Below are 21,499 nucleotides of genomic sequence, written 5' to 3'. Positions count from 1 at the left end.
AAAAATCAAATTAAATTGAGATATTAAATAATAAAACAAGATAAGCGGTATAGGTAAACACAAAATAAAAGGGGCATTAAGCCCCTTCATAGTTATTTATGGTTCATCCGGGTAAGTAAATGTTTTATGTTTTTCATGCTCTAAAGCTGACATAACACAATGTAATAATGTTGGGTTATTATCATGAGATTTGTTTATCAGGAGCCTTAAAAACTCCATATTTAATCTTTGCCTTTCGTTAAGGCTGTTTCTGTCATGTTTAATCTGTTCGTAGCTATGGCTATTGAGATAATCAAAATAGTGCTGCATAAAGCCAGCCACAACATCACTCACTTGAACCAGAGGATTTAGCTTTGAATCAGCGAAAGAGTAATTAAGCGTTAGATTAGGGTTGGCTTCTGCTGCCTTTTGAAGATCTGCTTCCACTACCTTCTCTATGTCAAAGATATGGCTGGAAGCCTCGAACATTTGCGCCCGGTTCTGGTAGAAAATAGCAAAACCATCAACAAGGCGGTTGTCGTCGTCTGTAGGCGGTTCATCCCTAATATCCATAGTGAGTGTCATATCATCTATGTTTTGGTCAGAGCAGGCCATCAGGAGCTGCAGGAGGCCATGAGCTAACCGAAGCTGAAACTCATCTCTATTGGTAGCTGTATAGAGGTTTACGCAATGAGCGGAGATCTGACTTAATAGCCCTTGTATGAAAGCCTGTTCCCTCCCCTCGATGTATGGGAAGTCATAGGACTTGAGGAACTGGATGAAGGGAACCTTGTTAGCCTTAACGTAGGTGTGTAGAGCATCCTTGTTTGCCAACATGTAGCCATAGAACTGTTCATCACTCATTTCCGGGATGAAGCCCTTCTCACGTCCGAACAGGATACAATCATCAATGATGTCCACGTATCCCCAATACTCCATATTCAGGTGGAAGTAGTGTAGGTATAGATCACCATAGAGAAGCCACTCAAAGAACGCTGTGAGCTTCTTAGACGTGAGCATAGTCAGGAAGTCGCCTTTGGCTAAGTGTTTCAGCTTAAACTCTTTGGCGTTGGCCTGTAGCTGTATGCGCTGGCGTAAATCATCAAAGTCGGCACTGGATGAGGAACCAGTATGAGCAACACCGGCTAACACGAAGTTTACGCTGTTGTGCTTGTCTGGATCATGGTCAATGTTATAACCATCAATTTGTTTGGATAGATATAGTTTACGAACGTTATTAGATTCATCGTAATAGAATTGATAGCTTTTGTTTTGCTGCGGGAAAGGATTCATACACATCACTTTTTTTGTGGGTTATGAACCATATATAACAATGTAGGATCTGGAAGTCTATAAACAAAAAACCCGCACAGGGCGGGCTTCTTTAAGAGAGAGGATTTGATTTAGAACCACGGCAGCCTGGCGGCTGCAAATCGGGGTGTGGCAGAATATGAGCTTTCAGAGTAACCATCCAGAATGAGTTCCCATGTCACACAACCTGGAGCACCAGAAAGTCCACAGCAGAATGGTGAAAGAGGTTCTGAAAGCCGTCGCCAGAGGGGATGGCAATGCCGAAGTCGTTGTCACATATCACGACGGAATCACAGTGGAGAAGCCTGGTGCTGAAAGCCGGCGGAAAATACTGGCATGTGTACATGTCGAAGAAGACAGCCGGAGGGCGGAATACGGCACGCTACCTGGGTCGTTATCTGAAGAAGCCACCAATAGCGGCTTCCCGACTGGCTCATTACAACGGAGGAGCGAGTCTGAGCTTCCGTTACCTGGACCACAAAACGGGAGAAACGGCGACGGAAACGCTGACACAGCGTGAGCTGGTCGCGAGGCTGAAACAGCACATCCCGGAGAAGTTTTTTAAGATGGTGAGGTACTTCGGGTTCCTTACCAACCGGGTGTGTGGAGAGAAGCTGCCGCAGGTGTACCGTGCACTGGGGATGGATAAACCGGAACCAGTGGCGAAAGTGTGCTATGCACAAATGGTGAAACAGTTCCTGAGTCGTGACCCGTTCGAATGCGTGCTGTGTGGCGGCCGGATGGTATACCGCCGGGCCATTGCGGGGCTGAATGTATCAGGGCTGAAGAAAAATGCGCGGAATATCAGCCTGCGGAGGTACATCCCTGACTGATACGGGGTAAGTGCGCCTGCAATCCGGGGGGGAGTATAAAAAACAGCCCATTACGGTATAAAAATCGACCATGATGAGAGAAAAAACACAGGAGTGATGTGAAAACCGGAGAGTCGCACGTGGCATAAAGAGCGAACCAGCGGTATCGCTTAGTTTTTCAATTTCCTATACGTCCAGGATATGCCGCGCCAGCGGCATGGAAGGCGGCACGCTGTGGTTACATGTGATACCGGAGTAAAACCGCCGAAGCCCGGCGTAAGCCGGTACCGATTGATAGATTTCACCTTACCCATCCCCGGCCCTGCCAGACCATACCCGCTTTCAGTTATGACAGAGCTTCTGTGCGCGGTCGGAGTGGTCCCGACGAGGGTTTACCCGAAGTCGGGGCGTATCTCCGCGTTAGCGGGCCGTCAGGGCCGCTTACGAGCGTGTATTCAACACTTCCAGCCAGAAGACTGACAGCGATGAGGATCATTAGTTACAACATTCATAATTAAAAGCGATGTTGTTCCCGCCCTTCGGGCGGGGGCGGCCTCGCTTTTCAGTTATGAGGGGTAGGCACGGTGCTGCGTTTGTGTGGTGTTTTTATTCCTGATGTCTTTTTGTTGTGGTTTCAGAACGGTGAGGTTCGGGGCCCGCGCGTCAGCGTGGGAGGTGCTTTTAGATTCTGAGCGGCGCGGCTTTGGCCGCTGCAAGCGAAGGCCTCTTTGTATTTGTTCACAGTGGTTTCAGAGATAAAGACTTTCCCTGCGGCGAAGCAACGCAGGGGATTAAATAATGGGGTTAGGACTATATTGCAGGTTTGCTGTTTCAGGTTTGCAGCTTTTTAAAGTTCTTTGTTTGCGGATTTATGTGGATAACTGAAACAACGTGGCCATGTTCTGATGACTGATACGTGGTTTTATGGGCAGATATGCCCCTCTGAGGGGATTTAAGGTGATTACTGCAGATTTTGGGCTGAGCGGAACCAGCGCCGAAAGCCCCGGAGGGGCTGGCGATGATTCAGTGCTGAAGGAATGGTGCTGTCTAGTGCGGCGGTGGCGCAGCCAGCGTCAGTTCAAGCTGACGCAACTCCCTGATGGCCAGTCGCTTCAGATGGTCATCGGAACAAAAATAAGCTTCATCCGGCGGCAGACGCTTCCTGAGATACTCTGCCATCTCATGAATCTGCTGGTCGGCAGGCAGTTTCTTCAGACGTCTGGCGCGCTTACTGGCTGCCGCTTTTGCACGACGGTGTTTCAGTGCATCCTGGCTGCGCTGCAGATACCAGCGTTTTCTGGCCGCATGTACGGAGATATCTTCATCCTCACGCAGTACGCCTTCCCGGATGAGTTGCTGGCGGATTTCACTTTCACGCAACCGCTTCTGCTGCTGTTCGTGAAGTTTCACCATGTCGACGCCCAGCATCTGCCAGCCTGCCGGTGTTATCCAGACGTAACGTGGCAGACGCTGGCGGGTTTCACGGTCCCACAGGGTTTCCTCTGAAACACCCAGCACACCAAAACGTACCTGTTCGGCCAGCAAACGGGAAAGGCGGGAGACCGTCACTTCCAGTTCCGGAATAACCTTCCCCTTGCTGTCTTTCGGGCTGATTTCTCTGGCCAGACGGGAAACACTCATGCCTACGGTATGTGTGACCGCATCACTGAAGCTGACCAGAACCGGCCAGACGGTATCGAGGAGGCGTTGTTTTTCCGGACGGAAAGCATATTTGCGACCAGCATACGTTCGTTTCTGCACGTAAAAAGGATGCAGAGACATGTGCATGCGCAGGCTCTGCTCGCCGGTCACCGGGTCCTTTTTCACCAGACGGTTGTAGGCGTGCCCGAGCTGCCCGCTCAGCGCCTTATAGCGCTCCGGACGATACCAGGACGGATTTTCGCATTTGGGTTTGGTGGAGTGCTCACCGCGACGGCGCTTCGTGCGCTTCCTTTCCGGTTCAACCAGGAAAGTGGTCGCCCTTCCCGCTTCATAGTCTTCCCAGAAACGGATCTGCTCTTCGGGTGCTAACTGACTCCAGTGTACTGCGTTATATGAAGTATTCTTCAGACCTGCCACAAGCTGTCGCTTATGGCGGAGCGATTGTGCCGTGTATTTATACACTGCACAGGGTTGAATCTCTGGTACGGTTTCATATATACTTATCCCGTATTCTGTGAACGCCCCTACTATCTTTCACGAGCCCGCCAAAGTTCGAGGAAAGATAGTGGGGGTTTTCCTTTATGGCCTTCTGAAACTTTTTTCAGCCTTCCGGCACCGGCAAACTGCCGTCGTTTCTGCCATACATCCTGAATGCCTTATGGCGCATTCTGCCGTTTTCTGGCTTTCCGAACCGCGAGGATCCCAAAAGCCACTGCATAACGATCCGCAATATACCCCTTTTCCACCGCTTTGAAAAGCCGACACGATTTCTCAGGGTTACAGTTGCCCTCTTTAACCCCCTAAAAAGCGTCGTTTTTTTGAACTGTGTCAAAAAAATGAACAATTTCACAAACGATCTTTTATGCTGTGTTTTTCATCATTTTTAGTAGAAGAGATCGCATAAAATTTTTAAACGATCTAATCCTCCAGACACCGCACACAAATCAGAATAATATGCTGACTTATCAAATATAACGATCTATTAAACTGCCTATCTTCACTCTTGCCACAGATAAATCCTTATGTAATATATTTGCCAGCCATTAATCCTGTTTGCAGGAGTTGCCGGTTTTCGCCCGCCTCGAAACCGTCCACAAGGCTTACAAGAGTGCGTAAATCATGTGCCTGTCAGAACTGCAGGCCAGGCTGAACGTGGGTCAGCCGCTGTTTCCGACACATGCTTTATGTATTCGCCGTTCACAACAACATCGAAGCCCCTCTGCGGGGATCGATTTTCGCGGAGCGTTCCGGATTTTGAATATCAGTGAATTACATCAACGCAACTGGTATCTGGCTCAGTACATCCCTGCCGGCAAAAACCGCGAACATCTATTTTCCTGGCTTTCCGAACAACACGTCCTTCCCTGGACACCCCTGATACTGAAAAAAGTCCGCCGTACGGATAAAGTCTGCGGTTACCGTCGACATATACACGCCGTGTTTCCCGGTTACTTTTTCCTGAAAGCAGACCCCGAACGCCACAGCTTCACTCACCTTCGCCGTCACAGTGCCTTTCTGGACTTCGTGAAAATGGCCGGTGAAATCAAAACCGTCAGGGAGGATATCGTTCAGTCTTTGATGAAAGTGTACCCGGATCCTGCGCTCAATCCGGCAGCCAGGGAGGAGCTGGATGCTGCCTCCACCCTCTGGCTGACAAAAGCGCGTTACCAGTACCTCCTCCGGCTTGATGCACAACCTCTGCCGGAGTCGAGGATCGCCCTGCTCCTGCACCTGGTATCTGATGACGGAGCGTTGACATGAAAATTGCTGTCTTAATTTGACGACTTTTCCCGGCCTTTATGGCCGGGATTTTTTTCCCTTCTGTTTCCACAATGCCCGGCACCGGTGACACCTGAGGGTGTACGGAGAGCGGCTGTCGGGCATTTTTTCAGGACGCCTTTATGACCATTCTATCCCAGGAAAATCCTGTCATTCTGTTACTGGAGAATATGCTCGAAGCACTCTCCACCGCCCCGGACAACATAAACAACGAACGGCGTCGCCGGCGTTACCTGCTGAACTGGCTTGACACTGCCCGTCAGATGCGCGAGTTCAGAGGAATGGCTGAAGAGTTCACTACCCTGCGAAAACTGCTGGCCACCAATTCAGACATACCGGTAGCAAACACCCTGAAATCACTGCTGGAAAGTGGCAATAACGCAGCATTATACGACCTGTACCGCTTCCGCTCGGCTCTTGCCGCGTGCAGGAGTCTGGGATGGCAGATTGGCACGTGCGCATGGAGCGACCAGCTGCTGAGTGAGACACTTTCCCGTGCGCAAACAGGTAAACGTCATATCCTGCAACTGAACAGTACCAGAGACACCTTTTCCACCACGGGCAGAATGCTCAGACCGGTGGCATTTTCATTAATTCATCCGGCATCCCTCGAATCTTCAGAAGTGGAAGAGATATTCCGGGATGAAGGTTTTATACTCGCGCACGGACGCGAATGCAGCCTGAACGGCAGCGGCAGAAACATGCTGTCACGCATTCTTCATGTGGGGTATTCAGGTTTACCGAAAGCCGAATGGGGCATAGATCACAGCAATCACCTGTTACACTGAAATACCGGGACAGCCACAACGGCAGCCACTCTCCGCTGACTTTTTTTCGCAAATCGCGGTTTGCTGATGTGGATGTCCCATTTTTGATTATCCGTCCTCTCCGGTTGCCATAAAGCGCATTCCGGCGTGAGGCTTCTGTTGTTATCATCCCCTCCTGCAGACATCCCCTTGTCTTCTGATGACTGACGATATGCTTCTTCTGACAATTAAAGAAGCGGAAGCTTCACGCCATAATGTTGTTTGACTGACCTGCCACAGGAGTAAGCGTCAATACGGTGCTCCGTTGACGCTTACAATACATGTGAAAAGAAAGTCAGTTATATTCCTGCAACAGAAGATATAAACATCGCTATAATGCCATTTCAGACGGCAGACAATGGCTTAATTATTGTGTGTCAGAACTCCCGTATAATACGACGCAAAGAGCGTATCCCCGGAAGCAGCTGTGAATGGAAAGATGTGACATTAGCACCAAAATCCAGAAACCGCGTTCAGTTATAGCCTGACAGCCTGCTTTTCATCCCCCATAAAAGGGGGTAAAAATTAAATATTTCACAACCGCGATATTTTTCAGGAATGCAGATTATTTTCTGTTATGACTAATGGAGAAACAGGCATGAGAACAATCACAACACGTGAACAATTATTAATTAATGGGAGAGTCCACGAAAGAATCGCCACACATATAGTTACAGGAGCTCATGGGTATGAAACGCTTTGCACAAATGGCTATAACGTCAGATACAACAAGGCGCAGCAACTGGTTGAAAGCTGCGAAAAAATAGCTGAAGGTAAACTACCTGTTACCTGTCCTGTCTGTTTCACCATATGGCAGGATGTACACAGATTCACCCACGTTGACTTTGACACACAATCGGGGAAAAGTGATTTTATTGATACCTGCCATTCGGAGATCATAACCGGACATGTTTCAATAACAGGCAAGAAATAAAATAATGTTCCAGTTCTGAAAAACATTATCACTTGTTTTCTGGAAACTATCATTTGCAGCAGGACGTTTTTCTTTTTATATTTCCGGAACCGGAATGTTTTAGTTTTCATAATCACCCCGAATATGAATGTTCATCATCAATATCCTGATGAAATTATATTTATCTGAAGACCTGTTACCAGCCACCTGTCTTATATCGTAACCCGATACATACCGGATTTATTCTATGAAAAAGAAATCACTTACACTCCTTCTGCCGTCATTACTCAGCGGCTGTACGGCATTTAATGCCACGCCTGTTCCTGACACCACGCCTCCGGCTCTGGTGTTCGTCGACGGACAAATTCGCGAAAGCGCTGCCATTATCGCCCATACGCAAAAACGTCTGCTTCCGCCACCGGTGACCCGCCCTGTGACGCCGCCCCGCCCGACAACAACAGCGACGCCCACAACAGCAGTCAGCAGCCAGAGTACCACACTGCCTCCCCGTCCGCTCCTTCAGGCCACACAGCTGCCCGCACTGGTTATGACCGGTAAACCCGGTCAGTCATCCGTCGTTTATTTACGTGAGGCACATCAGCGCTCCGTCAGTGACTGGATACGCCAGTTGCTACCACCCGGCTGGCAGTTCCGGCAACAGAACGCTGTCATACCGGCACTGAACAAACGCCTCCCCGTCTGGTCCGTTAATGACCAGTGGCACCGGGCACTGAATGCGCTGCTGGCCGGCCAGCAGCTTTACGGACATATGGACTGGAACAGGAAAATACTGACTGTCACGACCTCTGCAACACCGCCGGTCGACGTCACGGCACCGCAGGGTTCACAGAAAGCTGCTGATACACCGCGTAATCCGTTCAGGGGCAGCACAGCAACGCCGGCAGGCCCGACACCAGTGACACCTGCCGTCAGCGTTTCCCGGGCTCAGACCACCACCGGGACATCCGGAACTCCAGAGAGCAGAACAACCACGCCAGCCCCGGTGGCCACGAAACCGGTAGTGCCACCACCGCAGAAGGTCATACCGCCACGGCAGTGGAAAATGGAAAAGGGGACCACCCTGAAAGACGGACTGGCCCGCTGGACATCATCCGAAAAATGCCCGCACGGCACATGGACACTGCGCTGGGAAACACCTGTCAACTACAGCATCGATGCCCCTCTGGTTTTCACCGGCAGTTTCCGCCAGGCGCTGGAGCAGCTCTTTGCACTCTATACCCCGGCTGAAAAACCGCTGTATGCCCGGACCAGCACTGCACAATGCCTGCTCCGTGTGACAGACCGCCCGCAGGAATAACCTATGGGATGGGTTACGGGTTTCATTATGGTCATTATGGCCATTGGTAATTTCTGGTTCCACAGTCACCTCAGCCGTACTGTGCACCATCAGCAGACCGCTGAAATCACACAGCAGGCTGCAGATTTTATTCGTTATATGAATGCCATCAACGATTACCTGTATCAGCACCCTGAACGACGTGCTGCCGGTGGTCAGCTCACGTCAGCACAGCTCGGTCTGCCCGCCACGAAAAACGTCAGCCACCTCATCAGTCAGCAGCGCGTTTTTGTCTGGGCAAAAGAAAAACCCGGCCTTATGGGTGCCCTCCTGGAACAAAGTGGTGATTCGGCCCTGCTTGCCAGAGTGGAAAACGGTCGCCTCCTGGACACCCATGGGCGGCGTATTTCCATCACGCTCCCTGCTGTGATCCCCGATCAGGTCATCATCTGGATGAATTAGGCCGGACTCTGAATAACTCACGGATTTATCTATGAACAAAAAACTTCTTGCTATTATGATTGCAGCCACTCTGCTGCAGGGCTGTACCAGTTTCCGACAGGCAGAGAACACCAGAAAAGACGCCGTTGCTGAACAACAACGGGCCCGGGAAATGATCGCTGATCTGCGAAACCGGACACCGGTTGTAAAGGAATCCCCACGTCAGTGGATCAATCCCCGTCCGGTCACGGATAAAAACCCCGGTAATGCGGTGCCCGGCTGTCCGATTATCATTAACACCCGGCAGAGCATCACCCTTCAGCAGGTGGCCCAGCGGATCTCGGAAAACTGTCATATTCCTGTAAGGATCACCCCTGATGTACAGGCGTATCTGAGCGTAACCACCTCCGGCAGTACGCAGCAAATCCAGGGCACAGTACCACCGCCGGATGCCGGCGGTATGGTTCCACTGGCCGCCATAGGCAGTTCTGACACGACACTTCCCCGCCTGCAGGGAAATACGGCGTCACTTCCTGAACTGAAGGCTTCAGGACTGACATCACTGCTGAATGCGGTCGCTTCCCGTCTCGGGATTTCCTGGCGTTATGATGGTTCACATATCACGTTCTATTATCTTGATACCCGGACCTTCCCGGTGACCTATATGGACAGCCAGGTTGCCTATAATGCCACCGTGGTCAGCGGTACCATGTCATCAAATGGCTCATCAGGTGGAACAGCATCGGATGCCATTTCCGGTGATGCCAGTAATACCCAGACCACCACCGTGGATATGAAATCTGCGCTGTATCAGGATGTGAAAAATGCTGTCTCATCAATGCTGACGCCGGGGATTGGTCGCATGTTCATGTCGACGGGCTTTATCACCGTTACGGACACCCCACAGGTACTGGAAACGGTCCGGACGTTCATTGAAAAACGCAATGAAGAAATGAAGCGCCAGGTGGTGCTGAATGTGGAAATTCTGAGTATCCGGAAAACCCGTAATGAGCAGGCAGGTATCGACTGGAACGCAGTCTTCAGCGACAGAACGCTGGGACTGAGCCTCGGCAGCACATTCACCAGTGCAGCCAGCGATACCGTCACTGGTGGTGTTTCCATTGTGAACGGGAAACTCACCGGTTCAAAAGCCTTCCTGAAAGCACTCTCTTCCCAGGGAGATGTCAGTGTGGTAACCCGGAATTCCGCCGTGACCAAAAACCTGACCCCGGTACCGATGCAGATTGCCAATCAGCAGAGCTACATTGAGAGTGTGACGACGGATACCACCGCCAATGTCGGCTCATCCACCTCCCTGAATGCGGCCACCATCACCACCGGTTTTAATATGACCCTTCTGCCGTTCATTCTCCCGGACTCACAGACACTGCAGCTGCTCTATTCCATGAGTCTCTCCGACAAACCGGTTATTGAGAATTACGAGAGTGGTGGAAGCAAAGCCCAGCTGCCGAATGTGGATCTGAAAACCATCAACCAGACAGTGGACCTGAAATCCGGGCAGACAGTCATTATCAGTGGCTTCCAGCAGTCAGGGCGTCGCAGTGGAAAACAGGGTGTCGGCACACCGGGATTCTTCGGTCTTGGCGGTGGGATCAACAGTGAAAACGACGACACCATTCTCGTGGTGCTGATCACGCCCAATATCATCTGATTTGCAGAAGGAGGACTATCGTGACGGATATTTCACCGACAGAGCGCCAGGTGTTTCCGCTGACGGCAGGACGGAATGTATTTCTTGCCGGAATGGACTGGAAAACACTGCCCGCAAGCCATAAAAACCCCCGGACGTTTGCCCGCAGTCTGGGGGCAGTACGCTATATTTCCTGTGAGTATCTCAGTACGGAAGATACCGATCGTCACATCATGGTTGCAGCCGTCAGCCAGAATACACTCCCCAAAGGCAGCCGCAGGTATTTCTCTCTCGCCATGCTTATCCTGCCCCTGCTCGAGTCAGGAGGATACGCTATCGTTGAACTGTCACAGGCAAACGATACAGAACTTTATGGTTTTGTTTCTGCTGTTGACGGCATCCTGGTCAGTGACCTGGTGGGAACCCGGGAGGAAATCAGGGAGGCCCGGGAAATATTCCTCACCATTAACAGCGCGCCTGAACACGGCTGGACATGTTATGAACCGCCCTCGTTTAACGGACCTGACGGCAGAGATCCCCTGCCACTGGAAACCCTGACAGGTGCAGGGAAATATCCGGCAGAGGCACGCCTTCACCCCGTATCCCGTGGGCCACAGCTTATTCCGGTATTACTCATACTCACCCTTCTGGGTACTGCATGGTATGGCTGGCAGTACTATGAACGCCTGAAGGCAGAAAAAGCAGCACTTGCTGAAGCAGCACAAAAAGCCGCAGAGGAACGGATCACACCACCGTGGCTGAGTATGCCGGAAACCGGAGATTTTATCCGGGGATGCAGTGACGTATGGTCACGCCTGCCGGTGTCAGTCGCCGGCTGGCGATATTCACTCGCCGAGTGTGCTGCCACCGGGAACAGCGGCAATCTGCGTGCATCATATACAAACATCGCCGGGACGACAGTGACCGCATTCAGCCAGCGGGTCAGGGAAATTTTCAGCATCCGGCCATTTATGGTTATGCCGGACGGGAATAGCGGTGGTTTTGCCCTGCCGGTCACCTTCAGTATGCCTGAAACTCCCGTTGCCGTTGAGGCATTACCGGAAAACACCCTCCTGCAGGAACGGCTGACCACACTCGCCCGGTCGATGCAGCTGAAAATGGACTGGCAGGAAGTCAGCAACAGCTTCACCGATGAAGACGGAAATACCATCCAGCCCCCCTGGAAGGAGTATGACCTGCAGATACTGACGACACTTCCGGCGCACCAGGTGGCAGAGCATTTCAGTGAACCCTCCGTCCGTTTTATCTCCGTAACAAGGCAACTGGAAGAGGGTCGTTTCCGTTATCAATTCACAGGTAAATATTATGTCCAGTAAAACAAAAGCTCTTCTGCTTTCCGTCCTGATCCTGCCGACAACGGTCGCGGCCAGCACCATCAGCAACATGCAACAGAATAACCGGCAACTCCAGGTGGAACAGATTCAGGAAGAAACTGCACTGTATGAAGCCATGCTGGCAAGAGAAAAGGTGCGACATGAACTCAGAACCCTGGAGCAGGGAGAACCAGCTGAGCCTGTGCATTCACAGGAAAGCAGTTCAGCCGTCACGACAGATACCCCTGCCCCCATTACCGGTATTCCCCGGCTGACAGAGATATCCGGAGTTCAGCCCCAGATAACCGCCAGGATACAACTGCCGGGCGGACGAACTGCTGATGTAAAAGAAGGGCAACACATTCCCGGCACCACATTCCGCGTGGAAAAGATCACCACTGACAGTGTTGTCCTTGAACAAAATGGTATCAGAACAACACTACAACCCTGACTCAGTGCCGCCATTTACAGGCGGCTGTCGGAACAGATTATTCCCCCGGCCCTTAATCACAAAAAAATCGTTTCCGGGTACCGCTGCCCGTAAGGAGATTTTATGCTGGCACCTGCAGACCAGCCACCTGATGACATTCTGGATTACGTGGTTGTTGATACAGATAAAACAGGACAAATTCGTGTCAGAGTGGTGGAAGGAAAAAAACACCTTCGTGCCGTCCAGGATTATCTGACCCGCCTGTGCTCCCGCTATCCGGGTAAAGTATCCCCGTTTGAGTTCACCACACTTGATGTGATCGCCCGACTCAGGCAGGAGACGGTCATTTCCGGGGTGGAAAACGGAATTAACCCCGTACAGCAAAAAATGCTCGGGTATATCAGCCATGCGGCCACCCTCAGCGCCTCAGATCTTCACATCACGCCGGGGCGTGACAGTACGGATTTCACGTATCTGGAGGCCCGTGTCCACGGAGAGCTGGAGCTGCTCGATATCGTCAGAAAAGATGAGGGGCTGGAATTACTGGGGGCCACCTATTCCGGAATGACTGACGTCATAAAGGGAACACAGTTTGATCCCGGTGTCCCCCAGGATGCCCGTCTGGCTGAAAGATTCCTGAAACTGGCCGGACTGTTTGGTGCGCGCTACTCCCACTATCCGTGTGTGGGCGGACTCTATGCCGTACTGCGTCTGATCAAGGATGACAGTCAGCATATACCGACATTCAGTATGCTGGGGTATCACCCTGAGCAGGAGCGCGCTGTCCGAAGGATGCTGCAGCGACCGGAGGGCATCGTGATCCTCTCTGGCCCCACCGGTTCCGGAAAATCCACCACGCTGAGGACGGCTTCTGCCGCCTATCTGGAACAGTATGGCTTCAACGATACCGGAGGGATCCTGCTCCCCCGGCGACGTCTGTTCACAATAGAATCACCACCAGAGGGGCGTATCCCCGGTGCAATTCAGACGGCCGTTATGGATACCGCTCAGGGCTGGGTCGATTCTGTTAAGTCCGCCCTGCGCCTTGATCCTGACGCTATCCTGAACGGGGAGATACGTGACCATGCCTCCGCCATCACGGCGATAAAAGCCGCCATGACCGGTCACCTGATGCTGACCACCCTTCATGCTAACGACCCGATAAATATTCTTGAGCGACTGGAAATGGAGGGCGTTCAGGCAAGGATGATTGCAGATCCGCAGTTATTTATCGGCCTGCTCAGCCAGCGTCTGGTTCAGGTGATATGTCCCCACTGCCGCCTCCCCTGGCATGAGGTGGAGAGCTCCCGGACGGATGAAGAACGACGCCTGGTGGAAAACTTCTGCCAGCCCGATGCCGTGTATCTTCGTAACCATAACGGCTGCCCACACTGCTGGCGTGGAGTGAACGGCCGGACCGTCATTGCAGAAGTGATTTCCCCGGATGCGAAGTTTTTCCAGATTTACCGGGAAAAAGGCCGGATTGAGGCAAAAACCTACTGGCACCGGGAGCTCGGCGGTATGACACGAAATCAGCACCTGCTGGGCAAAATCAACAGTGGTCAGGTCGATCCGCTGGCTGCGCATTACATATCCCCTGTAGACGAGGACAGCTATACGCTGCTGCACTGATATGAAAATTCTGGAAAGACTCAACAATACGGAACTGGAACTGTCCGGCCTTAACCGCTGGCTGGGCAAAAAGACGTTCAGGCGGACTACGTTTTACGAGTCCCTTGCAGGCATGATCCGGGACGGCACACCGGTTATGCGGGCACTGGAGTTCATCTGCGATGTGGAAACGGATTTTGGTAAAAAGAAAGGGCAGTCCGGCCTGTATTTTCTGGCGACAGACTGTATCGCCAGCATACGCAGCAGTGGTCAGCTCTCTCCGGCCCTGAAGGACTGGGTACCCAAAGATGAAATTGCCCTGATCCGTAACGGTGAAGAGCGCGGTGATATCGCTGAAGCCATGTTTCAGGTTGTCAAAACGGCAAAAGGACGACAGGAGATGATTAGCAGTCTGGTGAGTGTCTGCCTCTATCCGCTCATCCTGCTGACGCTCTGTGTGGTGAATATGTATAACGTTCATACCCGGGTTATTCCGATGATCAGCGCCTTTGCACCGGAAGAACGCTGGTCAGTGCAGATGGTCATTCTGGCCAAATCCTCCGAGCTGGTTATCGGTTATGGTTTGTGGCTGCTGGCTGGACTGCTTCTGCTGGCAATTCTCATCAGGATGTCATTCAGTCTGTATAAAGGTCCCCGACGACGGTATCTTGATCGCATCCCGCCGTGGTCCCTGTATCAGACATTCCATGGCGTGAATTACCTTTTTAATATTTCATCCATGCTGCAGATAAATATTCCTTTATCTCATGCCCTTACCAGAATAGAAAAACATGCAGAACATAACCGATGGTTAAAATCACGAATAAGTGCTATCAGAAAAAATGTCTTATCCGGTCAGTCACTGGCACTGGCCATGAAAAACAGTGGTTATGACTTTCCGTCAAAATCCTGTGTGAATAATCTTCTTTTAAATTCAGAAAGGGAGGACAGTGTTGCCAGTATGGCGCTTTATGCAGACCGCTGGCTGGAAGAAGCAAAAAAGAGTGTCAGAAAAAGCGGCATTATTATTACTGCTATATCAGGTCTGCTGGTATTTCTCTTCATCATCAATATGGTCAGTGCCATTTACGGCATCAGTGACATGCTGAAGCAGTAAACACAGCATCCTTTATATTCCCCTCGATCCAAATTCTGTTTTACCAATCTCAGGAGCTAATATGAGCGTCATAACCTGTTCGTATTCAGAACATAATATTCGTCACCTTCAGAACGATGATAAAGGCATGACCCTGCTGGAAGTCCTCGGTGTTCTGGTCGTCGCTGCCATTGTTATTGGTGCCGTGATGGGACTTATGTCCGATACCCTGTCCTCTTCAGACAACCAGAAGGAACTCAAAAACCTGCAGACAATCGCCACCAAAATGAAAGCCCAGAAATTCCAGGGGCAGTATACAGGTACTGACTACGTCAAAATCCTGACCGAAAGTGGTGGCCTGCCTGCCGATATGATCGCCGGTGGTAATAAGGCGAAAAATGCCTGGGGTGGTGCGGTAACCATCAAAGTCAGTTCAGATAAATACTCCTACGTTATTGAATCCAGCAATGTGCCGAAGAAAAACTGTATTGATCTGGTCACCAGCCTGCGCAGTTCATCCATGTTTACAAAAATCAACGGCAATGTGACGAATCAAGTTGACCCGTCTACAGTATGTAACGCAGATAAAACTACTATCAAACTGGAAACCAACAGTTAATCATTCATCAGCGCCCGCCCGGGCGCTTTATTTAAGGTCACTGTATGAACAGGTTATTTATCCTGACAGTGATTTTTTCACTGTTATGCTCACTTCCTTCCGCACAGGCATCCCCACAGGACAAACAATATGATCGTTGTTTTATTACCGCCGGAAAACGTTATTCCATTGATCCAGGATTACTCAAAATTATTGCCCGCAGGGAAAGCAGTCTGAATCCCCGGGCCATTAATCATAACAGGAATGACAGAGGAAAAATTATCAGTACCGATTACGGGATAATGCAGATTAACTCCACACATATTCCCGGGCTGAAAAAAATGGGCATTATCCGGAGTGAGAAAGATCTGTTGAATAATGTCTGCCTGAATATTCAGACCGGAGCATGGATCCTCGCCCGGCATTTTCAGCGATGCGGCGTAAACTGGGAATGCCTCGGCAGTTATAACGCCGGCTTCAGTAAAAGTAACACTCACCGCCGGATGAAATACGCCCGGCAGATTTACAGCGCTTACATGCAGGGACGTTAGTCCGGGAGAACTGCCATGCTCCAGATGATCCCGGCACTGCTGGTCGCCATAACCGTGGTAATACAGTGTCTGGCCGTTCAGATGAGTCGCTATCGACTCTCCCGGATGAATGCCCGCCCCCCTCACCATGGGCTGGCGCTGATGAGCGGGATGCTTGCAGCTGCCGCCATTATCCTGCGTCTTTATCAGAATGACAGCGCTGTCGGGGTGCTGTTTATGACGATAATGACCGGATGTATGACACTGATGACCCTGACGGATGCTGCATCCTGCCGTCTTCCCCGGCCCTTCACCGTCATGTATCTGATAAGCGGCAGCGCATTTCGTCTCTGGCAGGGAGACTGGCTGACAGGCCTGTGCAGTGCAGGGTTCTGGTTCCTGCTGTTGCTTCTGTTCAGGCAATACACCTCTTACCGCAGGAAAACAGAAACCATAGGCCTGGGCGATGTTTTTCTGATTGCCGGTATTGCCATCTGGTCCCCGCCGGGAGACATCCCCTGGATTGTCGCGACGGCAGCAGGCGGAGCCTTACTTTATCTGCGGTGTAACAGACAACAACGCATTACCAGAGAACTTCCCTTTGGGCCGTTTCTCTGCGCATCACAGTACGCATTTACTTTTTATCCCGGTGGCCTTTGGTAATACCGGAGGGAACGACTATGCAAAAAGACAACGATAAAGGTTTTGCACTTCTTGAAATTCTGGGGGGACTGGTTGTCATCAGCCTGCTCATGCCGCTGTTCTGGTCTTACATTGAAGACTACCTGAATGAAATGCGCAACCAGAGCGCCGCATTTCATGCAGATGCCTACAATACTGCAGCCAGGACCTACATCGCCGATAACAATGCCCGCCTGCATAGTGGAACGCTTCCTGCCACCTTCACGGCGGATGAGTTAATCCGGAAAGGATATCTGAAGGGTCTTAACCGCTCGCCCTTTGGGCAGAGTTATACCACCGGCATCCGTCGTAATACGAGTACCGGTCGTCTGGAGGCCCTGACCTGCTCCACCGGAGGGGAGAATATCAAAGACGATGCCCTGCGCAGTATCGCCAGCCTGCTCCCCGGTCTGGGCGGATTTATAGGAAAAAATGGCACAGCAACCGGTGTTTTTGGTGGATGGACAGATAAACCCGGCGACTATGGACTCAGCTGCAATGGCGGGCACATCGCCATCGTAATGATGGGTGATGACCTGCAGGAAAGCGATCGCCTGTATCGCTTTCAGGTACCGGGACGACCGGAGCTGAACCAGATGAACACGGCCATCAATATGGGAGGGAACAACCTGAACAATGCAGGAAACATCAATGGACAAAGTGCAACACTGAAAGGTGATGTTACAAGCGAAAACGGCTGGTTAATCACCAAAAATGATAAAGGCTGGAAGAACATCACCTATGGTGGCGGTTTTACGATGACAGACAGCCAGTGGATACGCGCAGTCGGTGGTAAAGGAATTATAACCACAGGGGAAATCAAAGGAGGAAAAGTCAGTGGGGGGACAGTCCGGTCTGACGGTCGCCTTTCCACAGGTGAGTATTTACAGCTGGATAAAACAGCCGTAGCAAATACAAAGTGTTCACCAGATGGACTTGTAGGCCGCGACAGCAAAGGGACAATACTTTCGTGCCAATCCGGTACGTGGCGGACAATAGGTGGAAAACTCAAAGTTACTCAGCTTTCCACCACAGGTTATCTGGGGCAATTCGACTTCTGTGCCATTGCCAGAATGGGCAACGCAGAGGATGCCCACTACTGCCAGGTAGTTGAGAGCCCAGCAGGTTCACGCAAATGGTACAAATACGAGCATAAGACAGGTTGTATTGCGTCGTGTGTAACGCTCAATTAAGTTTGATATCCAAATAGTGACTGCTCCCCGCCCTGTCGGGCGAGGCTTCCCACTTCTCAGGCCGCAACCGTCTGTGCGACGGATTTACGCTGGCCTCCATGGGTAGAGACGACGAGTCCCGCCGCCTTTAGTTCCAGTATTCCTTTTTGCCGGATGTTGAGTGCCGCATTGATATCGCGGTCGTGCTCTGCTCCACACTCAGGGCATCGCCAGATGCGTTTATGAAGTGGCATTTCCGGCATTTTGTAACCACAACAATGGCACGTTTTCGAACTGGCAAACCACTGGTCGAGTTTTACCAGGTGAGCGCCTTTTGTGGCGAACGTGTCTCATCTCCCGGAGCGTTACCTGTTAACGACCCTGACTACATTATGATTTGCCCTCTGAACCCGGGCAGCACCCCGCTGTAAACATCATTCAAAACACATACAGAAAGGTGAGTTGCAACAACTCGCCAAACACATTCGATCTGCATGATCGAAATTATTCGTTTCACCAGAAAAAACACCGAAGATACAATAACCACATGAGCTGAAAAGACTTTTTCAGTCGGAGGAACAATGAGACTGAATACGACCGGTATTGCGGCCCGAATGATGCTCTCGCTGGACAAAAAAGCAATCGGCGAAAAACTCATCAACGGTCGTCAGATAAACCCGACACCTCTGCAGGTCCGTTACCCACAAGGGGTAAGAGAAGTTCTGGGGATAATGAGCGAACAATTAGCCATATCCACCGCTGATTTAACCCGAATCCTGCTTGAGGATGCTCTTCATAATATGTTTATGCCTGCGGATAACACCACAGGAAACATAATAAGCAGAATTGAATACATCATGCTGTCGCATGATATAAATGCGCCATTACTGGCAACATTGCTGTCGCCATGGAATATCCGCTCCACGGTTATACAGGACCCGGCCAGACTTGCAGACTATCTTTCAGCTGACGCTCTCGAACATCTTGCTGAATGTTTTAATCTCAATCCGGACTGGCTGAATGGCCATGAAAACTATCCGATAGCGTTGTCCGGTGAATGGCCAGATACTGCTGATAATTTCAGAATGCTTATTAATGATAGCAGCAACACTGAAGTTATTTTCTGGCATAGTTTCCCCTTCGCAGGAAACACGAAAAGAGAATATTGCGGGGTAATATTGAGACAGAAAAAAGAAACAAATGGTTCTGTAATATATCCGGCACTATCATTATCACCAACACTTCTGAACGATGAAAAAAGAAAATGGTTAACTGAATATACAACCAGGCAGAATACAACAATGTCTTTGCGACGCGTCACGTTGAGACCTGGCCTTGCCGGGAACCTTATTACAGGTCAAATACTACCTGTTAGCTTATTTAATACGTCTTTATTACCCTGGTAAATACCAGATAGTACAAAAGTAAAAAATTACGGCACATCCGTGTCATAGCGTTGTTTTGTCTAAATTCTGATAAACAGGAAATTAAATGATGAAGAAAAATCATATTACCCGCACCATCATTGCATCTGCTGTATTATTTTCCTTTAACGCTGCAGCAGCGACGTCATATTTTGAAGCACGTAACGATGCAATGGGTGGCACCGGGGTAGCATCTTCCCATTATGGTGTGGCACCTCTGGCAAACCCGGCTTTACTGACAAAGCACAACAGCAATGATGATTTCAGCCTTCTTCTGCCGTCTGTTGGGGCACAAGTTGCTGATCCTGATGATGTATCAAATAAAGCTGATGATGTTAAAGATGACTGGGATTTGTTTGACAGTGCTGTAGATAACCAGCATGGCGTACAACAGGCAGCGGCAAATCTTAAACATCGTCTGCAGGAGTTCCGCAATATCAATGCAGATGCTCAGGTAGGTGTATCAGCTGTAGCAGCCATGGCAAATGACACTCTGCCGTTTGCCCTTATGGTCAAGTCTTACGGAACTGTCAGCGTAAACGGAAAAGTAAACGATGCAGACCTGGATTATCTGGACAAAGTTGCCAATGGAACAATTACCGACGTCGATAAGAATGCCCTGACCTCACGCGCATTCGGGCGTGCAGCTGTAATTACCGACGTCGGAATTTCATTTGCCAAAGAACTGGAAACGGCCGGACAAAAATGGTCTCTTGGCGTCACACCAAAATATCAGCGTGTGGACCTGTTTAACTACAACGTAACGGTTCGTGATTACGACAAAGACGATTTTGGCGGTGACAAGTACCACAACACGAAAAACGGATTCAACGCCGATATTGGTGCTTATACAGACCTGAATGACAACTGGACTGTCGGTCTTGTTGCCCAGAACATCATTCCACGCAGTATTGATACTAAAGTCGTCAATGGCTTTAAAGAAACCTTCAAAGTTCGTCCGCAGGCAACCGCCGGTGTATCCTGGCACAATGACCTGTTTACCACTGCTCTTGACATTGATCTGACTCCTGCCAGTGGCTTCACTTCTGACAGCAAACGTCAGTTTGCAAGTGTTGGTGCTGAATTTAACGCATGGAAATGGGCGCAATTGCGTGCCGGTTATCGTCAGAACATGGCATCAAACTCCGGAAGCGCCTTCACCGCTGGCGTTGGTATCTCTCCATTTGACGTCGTACATATCGATGTTTCCGGCCTGGTAGGAACTGACCACGATTACGGTGCAATGGCACAACTTCAGTTCACTTTCTGATTACTGTCCCCGCCCCCGGCACTAAACCCGGGGGTATTTTTATATTCAGTTTAAATAACATGATGAAACCACGTTCTTCTTATTCAAAAACAGCATTCATTCTTTTATTTTCTGTTTTCCTGGTAGCGGCAGTGACAAAAGCAAAAAGCTCGCTTCCCGATATCACCCTGGAACAGGCAAAAGAAATTAATGCTGATAACACCGTTATTTTCCTTTTCCGCCATGGAGAACGTTGCGACCGTTCAGATATGCCCTGCTATTCGGATAAAAGCGGAATCACTATTACCGGTACAGAGAAAGCACAGCAGGAAGGTATTAAGTTCGCAACAATCTTCAGTGAATATGATATTTACTCCAGCAATGCGGTAAGAACCATACAAACTGCAAAATTCTTCTCCGGTAAAGAACCCGTCGTTATGGACAGTTTATCAGACTGCAATAATGATCTTTATAAGACGCTTGAATCAATCGCAAGAGAATCTCATAAAAGGAACATAGTAATAATGACACATAATCATTGTTTATCATTTCTGGCCAGAGATAGGCTCGGCAAGAAATTCAAACCGGCGTACCTTGATGCCCTGATCATGCATTACGATGGCACCCGGCTCATACTTGACGGAAAATACAACAAAGAGGCATAGAGGATATTTGAATTTACATAAATTCTGATATACTCAGTAAGATACAAGAGTGTACGGG

The 21,499-nt window shown here is 50.2% G+C and carries 20 protein-coding genes and 5 pseudogenes; 20 read left to right on the top strand and 5 right to left on the bottom strand.

Going from position 1 to position 21,499, the window contains the following annotated elements:
- Positions 1-96 precede the first annotated feature (96 nt).
- Positions 97-1,278 (bottom strand): DUF3800 domain-containing protein, encoded by a 1,182-nt coding sequence (locus OGY15_RS24530; protein WP_001467544.1) that lies wholly within the window; start codon positions 1,276-1,278, stop codon positions 97-99.
- 187 nt (positions 1,279-1,465) lie between these two features.
- Between OGY15_RS24530 and OGY15_RS24525 the strand changes: the two are divergent.
- Together OGY15_RS24525 and OGY15_RS24520 are read left to right on the top strand one after the other, a co-directional pair.
- Positions 1,466-1,549: pseudogene (locus tag OGY15_RS24525) on the top strand (hypothetical protein); the annotation flags it as partial.
- A pseudogene (locus OGY15_RS24520) lies at positions 1,536-2,123 on the top strand (transposase); the annotation flags it as partial. The pseudogenes OGY15_RS24525 and OGY15_RS24520, both read left to right, overlap by 14 nt.
- Positions 2,124-2,272: 149 nt before the next feature.
- On the opposite strand, the gene OGY15_RS24515 reads toward OGY15_RS24520, so the two are convergent.
- From OGY15_RS24515 to repA, 3 genes and pseudogenes are all read right to left on the bottom strand, one after another.
- Positions 2,273-2,452 (bottom strand): hypothetical protein, encoded by a 180-nt coding sequence (locus OGY15_RS24515; RefSeq protein WP_032231585.1) that lies wholly within the window; start codon positions 2,450-2,452, stop codon positions 2,273-2,275.
- Positions 2,449-2,675 (bottom strand): annotated as a pseudogene (locus tag OGY15_RS24905) (replication-associated protein RepA4); the annotation flags it as partial. The gene OGY15_RS24515 and the pseudogene OGY15_RS24905, both read right to left, overlap by 4 nt.
- Before the next feature lie 474 nt (positions 2,676-3,149).
- Positions 3,150-4,181 (bottom strand): plasmid replication initiator RepA, encoded by a 1,032-nt coding sequence (repA, locus tag OGY15_RS24510; protein ID WP_000907882.1) that lies wholly within the window; start codon positions 4,179-4,181, stop codon positions 3,150-3,152.
- An 837-nt stretch (positions 4,182-5,018) separates the two neighbouring features.
- Here repA and OGY15_RS24505 point away from each other — a divergent pair.
- The 14 genes from OGY15_RS24505 to pilV all read left to right on the top strand — a co-directional run bounded on the left by OGY15_RS24505 (position 5,019) and on the right by pilV (position 18,124).
- Positions 5,019-5,525 carry a transcription termination/antitermination NusG family protein gene (locus tag OGY15_RS24505; RefSeq protein WP_001317510.1) on the top strand — a complete coding sequence of 169 codons (507 nt, stop codon included), beginning with the start codon at positions 5,019-5,021 and terminating at the stop codon, positions 5,523-5,525.
- Positions 5,526-5,665: 140 nt separating this feature from the next.
- A complete protein-coding gene (locus tag OGY15_RS24500; RefSeq protein WP_000154140.1) occupies positions 5,666-6,331 on the top strand; it encodes a hypothetical protein in 666 nt (221 codons plus the stop codon).
- Between the two features lie 616 nt (positions 6,332-6,947).
- Positions 6,948-7,283, top strand: coding sequence for a hypothetical protein (locus OGY15_RS24490; RefSeq protein WP_001335624.1), 336 nt, complete (start codon positions 6,948-6,950; stop codon positions 7,281-7,283).
- Positions 7,284-7,509: 226 nt separating this feature from the next.
- Positions 7,510-8,580: a toxin co-regulated pilus biosynthesis Q family protein gene (locus tag OGY15_RS24485; protein WP_000730432.1), complete on the top strand. Its 1,071-nt coding sequence runs from the start codon at positions 7,510-7,512 to the stop codon at positions 8,578-8,580.
- A gap of 3 nt (positions 8,581-8,583) precedes the next feature.
- Positions 8,584-9,021 (top strand): type IV pilus biogenesis protein PilM, encoded by a 438-nt coding sequence (pilM, locus tag OGY15_RS24480; protein ID WP_000539951.1) that lies wholly within the window; start codon positions 8,584-8,586, stop codon positions 9,019-9,021.
- A 31-nt stretch (positions 9,022-9,052) separates the two neighbouring features.
- A complete protein-coding gene (gene pilN / locus OGY15_RS24475; RefSeq protein WP_001035559.1) occupies positions 9,053-10,672 on the top strand; it encodes a PilN family type IVB pilus formation outer membrane protein in 1,620 nt (539 codons plus the stop codon).
- Between the two features lie 20 nt (positions 10,673-10,692).
- A complete protein-coding gene (gene pilO2 / locus OGY15_RS24470; protein ID WP_000129884.1) occupies positions 10,693-11,988 on the top strand; it encodes a type 4b pilus protein PilO2 in 1,296 nt (431 codons plus the stop codon).
- The gene (gene pilP, locus OGY15_RS24465; protein ID WP_000095887.1) at positions 11,978-12,436 is read left to right on the top strand and encodes a type IV pilus biogenesis protein PilP; all 459 of its coding nucleotides are present in this window, start codon (positions 11,978-11,980) and stop codon (positions 12,434-12,436) included. The genes pilO2 and pilP overlap by 11 nt, the downstream gene beginning before the upstream one ends.
- Positions 12,437-12,538: 102 nt before the next feature.
- Entirely contained in the window at positions 12,539-14,047 is a 1,509-nt protein-coding gene (locus OGY15_RS24460; protein ID WP_000880806.1) for a GspE/PulE family protein, read from the top strand.
- 1 nt (position 14,048) lies between these two features.
- Positions 14,049-15,143, top strand: a complete 1,095-nt coding sequence (locus tag OGY15_RS24455; RefSeq protein WP_000697154.1) for a type II secretion system F family protein — start codon at positions 14,049-14,051, stop codon at positions 15,141-15,143.
- 61 nt (positions 15,144-15,204) lie between these two features.
- On the top strand, positions 15,205-15,741 hold the full coding sequence (locus OGY15_RS24450; RefSeq protein WP_000111522.1) for a type 4 pilus major pilin: 537 nt from the start codon (positions 15,205-15,207) through the stop codon (positions 15,739-15,741).
- 44 nt (positions 15,742-15,785) lie between these two features.
- Complete coding sequence (locus tag OGY15_RS24445) at positions 15,786-16,271, top strand: lytic transglycosylase domain-containing protein (RefSeq protein ID WP_001080767.1); 486 nt, start codon at positions 15,786-15,788, stop codon at positions 16,269-16,271.
- 15 nt (positions 16,272-16,286) lie between these two features.
- Positions 16,287-16,913, top strand: a complete 627-nt coding sequence (locus OGY15_RS24440) for a prepilin peptidase (protein ID WP_000939938.1) — start codon at positions 16,287-16,289, stop codon at positions 16,911-16,913.
- 17 nt (positions 16,914-16,930) lie between these two features.
- Positions 16,931-18,124 carry a shufflon system plasmid conjugative transfer pilus tip adhesin PilV gene (gene pilV / locus OGY15_RS24435; protein ID WP_001168170.1) on the top strand — a complete coding sequence of 398 codons (1,194 nt, stop codon included), beginning with the start codon at positions 16,931-16,933 and terminating at the stop codon, positions 18,122-18,124.
- Positions 18,125-18,180: 56 nt separating this feature from the next.
- On the opposite strand, the pseudogene OGY15_RS24430 reads toward pilV, so the two are convergent.
- Positions 18,181-18,438: pseudogene (locus OGY15_RS24430) on the bottom strand (zinc ribbon domain-containing protein); the annotation flags it as partial.
- Between OGY15_RS24430 and OGY15_RS24425 the strand changes: the two are divergent.
- The 4 genes and pseudogenes from OGY15_RS24425 to OGY15_RS24410 all read left to right on the top strand — a co-directional run.
- Positions 18,433-18,534: pseudogene (locus OGY15_RS24425) on the top strand (shufflon-specific DNA recombinase); the annotation flags it as partial. The pseudogenes OGY15_RS24430 and OGY15_RS24425 sit on opposite strands and share 6 nt — an antisense overlap.
- 150 nt (positions 18,535-18,684) lie before the next feature.
- Positions 18,685-19,509 (top strand): conjugal transfer protein TraE, encoded by an 825-nt coding sequence (gene traE, locus OGY15_RS24420; RefSeq protein ID WP_001238934.1) that lies wholly within the window; start codon positions 18,685-18,687, stop codon positions 19,507-19,509.
- Between the two features lie 85 nt (positions 19,510-19,594).
- A complete protein-coding gene (locus OGY15_RS24415; protein WP_000976355.1) occupies positions 19,595-20,797 on the top strand; it encodes a conjugal transfer protein TraF in 1,203 nt (400 codons plus the stop codon).
- A gap of 59 nt (positions 20,798-20,856) precedes the next feature.
- The gene (locus OGY15_RS24410; RefSeq protein WP_000977522.1) at positions 20,857-21,441 is read left to right on the top strand and encodes a histidine phosphatase family protein; all 585 of its coding nucleotides are present in this window, start codon (positions 20,857-20,859) and stop codon (positions 21,439-21,441) included.
- Positions 21,442-21,499 lie beyond the last annotated feature (58 nt).

Origin of the sequence: Citrobacter sp. Cu231 (genome assembly GCF_030332265.1) — a bacterium.
Taxonomy (GTDB): Bacteria; Pseudomonadota; Gammaproteobacteria; order Enterobacterales; family Enterobacteriaceae; genus Citrobacter; species Citrobacter meridianamericanus.
Note: the sequence above shows the minus strand (reverse complement) of the source record. Positions and strands in the feature narration are given on the sequence as shown.

Excerpts from the sequence above, each read along its gene's own strand:
- OGY15_RS24530 (WP_001467544.1), bottom strand. The coding sequence starts at position 1,278 with ATGTGTATGAATCCTTTCCCGCAGCAAAACAAAAGCTATCAATTCTAT.
- OGY15_RS24500 (WP_000154140.1), top strand. The coding sequence starts at position 5,666 with ATGACCATTCTATCCCAGGAAAATCCTGTCATTCTGTTACTGGAGAAT.
- OGY15_RS24490 (WP_001335624.1), top strand. The coding sequence starts at position 6,948 with ATGAGAACAATCACAACACGTGAACAATTATTAATTAATGGGAGAGTC.
- OGY15_RS24485 (WP_000730432.1), top strand. The coding sequence starts at position 7,510 with ATGAAAAAGAAATCACTTACACTCCTTCTGCCGTCATTACTCAGCGGC.
- pilM (WP_000539951.1), top strand. The coding sequence starts at position 8,584 with ATGGGATGGGTTACGGGTTTCATTATGGTCATTATGGCCATTGGTAAT.
- pilN (WP_001035559.1), top strand. The coding sequence starts at position 9,053 with ATGAACAAAAAACTTCTTGCTATTATGATTGCAGCCACTCTGCTGCAG.
- pilP (WP_000095887.1), top strand. The coding sequence starts at position 11,978 with ATGTCCAGTAAAACAAAAGCTCTTCTGCTTTCCGTCCTGATCCTGCCG.
- OGY15_RS24460 (WP_000880806.1), top strand. The coding sequence starts at position 12,539 with ATGCTGGCACCTGCAGACCAGCCACCTGATGACATTCTGGATTACGTG.
- OGY15_RS24455 (WP_000697154.1), top strand. The coding sequence starts at position 14,049 with ATGAAAATTCTGGAAAGACTCAACAATACGGAACTGGAACTGTCCGGC.
- OGY15_RS24450 (WP_000111522.1), top strand. The coding sequence starts at position 15,205 with ATGAGCGTCATAACCTGTTCGTATTCAGAACATAATATTCGTCACCTT.
- OGY15_RS24445 (WP_001080767.1), top strand. The coding sequence starts at position 15,786 with ATGAACAGGTTATTTATCCTGACAGTGATTTTTTCACTGTTATGCTCA.
- OGY15_RS24440 (WP_000939938.1), top strand. The coding sequence starts at position 16,287 with ATGCTCCAGATGATCCCGGCACTGCTGGTCGCCATAACCGTGGTAATA.
- pilV (WP_001168170.1), top strand. The coding sequence starts at position 16,931 with ATGCAAAAAGACAACGATAAAGGTTTTGCACTTCTTGAAATTCTGGGG.
- traE (WP_001238934.1), top strand. The coding sequence starts at position 18,685 with ATGAGACTGAATACGACCGGTATTGCGGCCCGAATGATGCTCTCGCTG.
- OGY15_RS24415 (WP_000976355.1), top strand. The coding sequence starts at position 19,595 with ATGATGAAGAAAAATCATATTACCCGCACCATCATTGCATCTGCTGTA.
- OGY15_RS24410 (WP_000977522.1), top strand. The coding sequence starts at position 20,857 with ATGATGAAACCACGTTCTTCTTATTCAAAAACAGCATTCATTCTTTTA.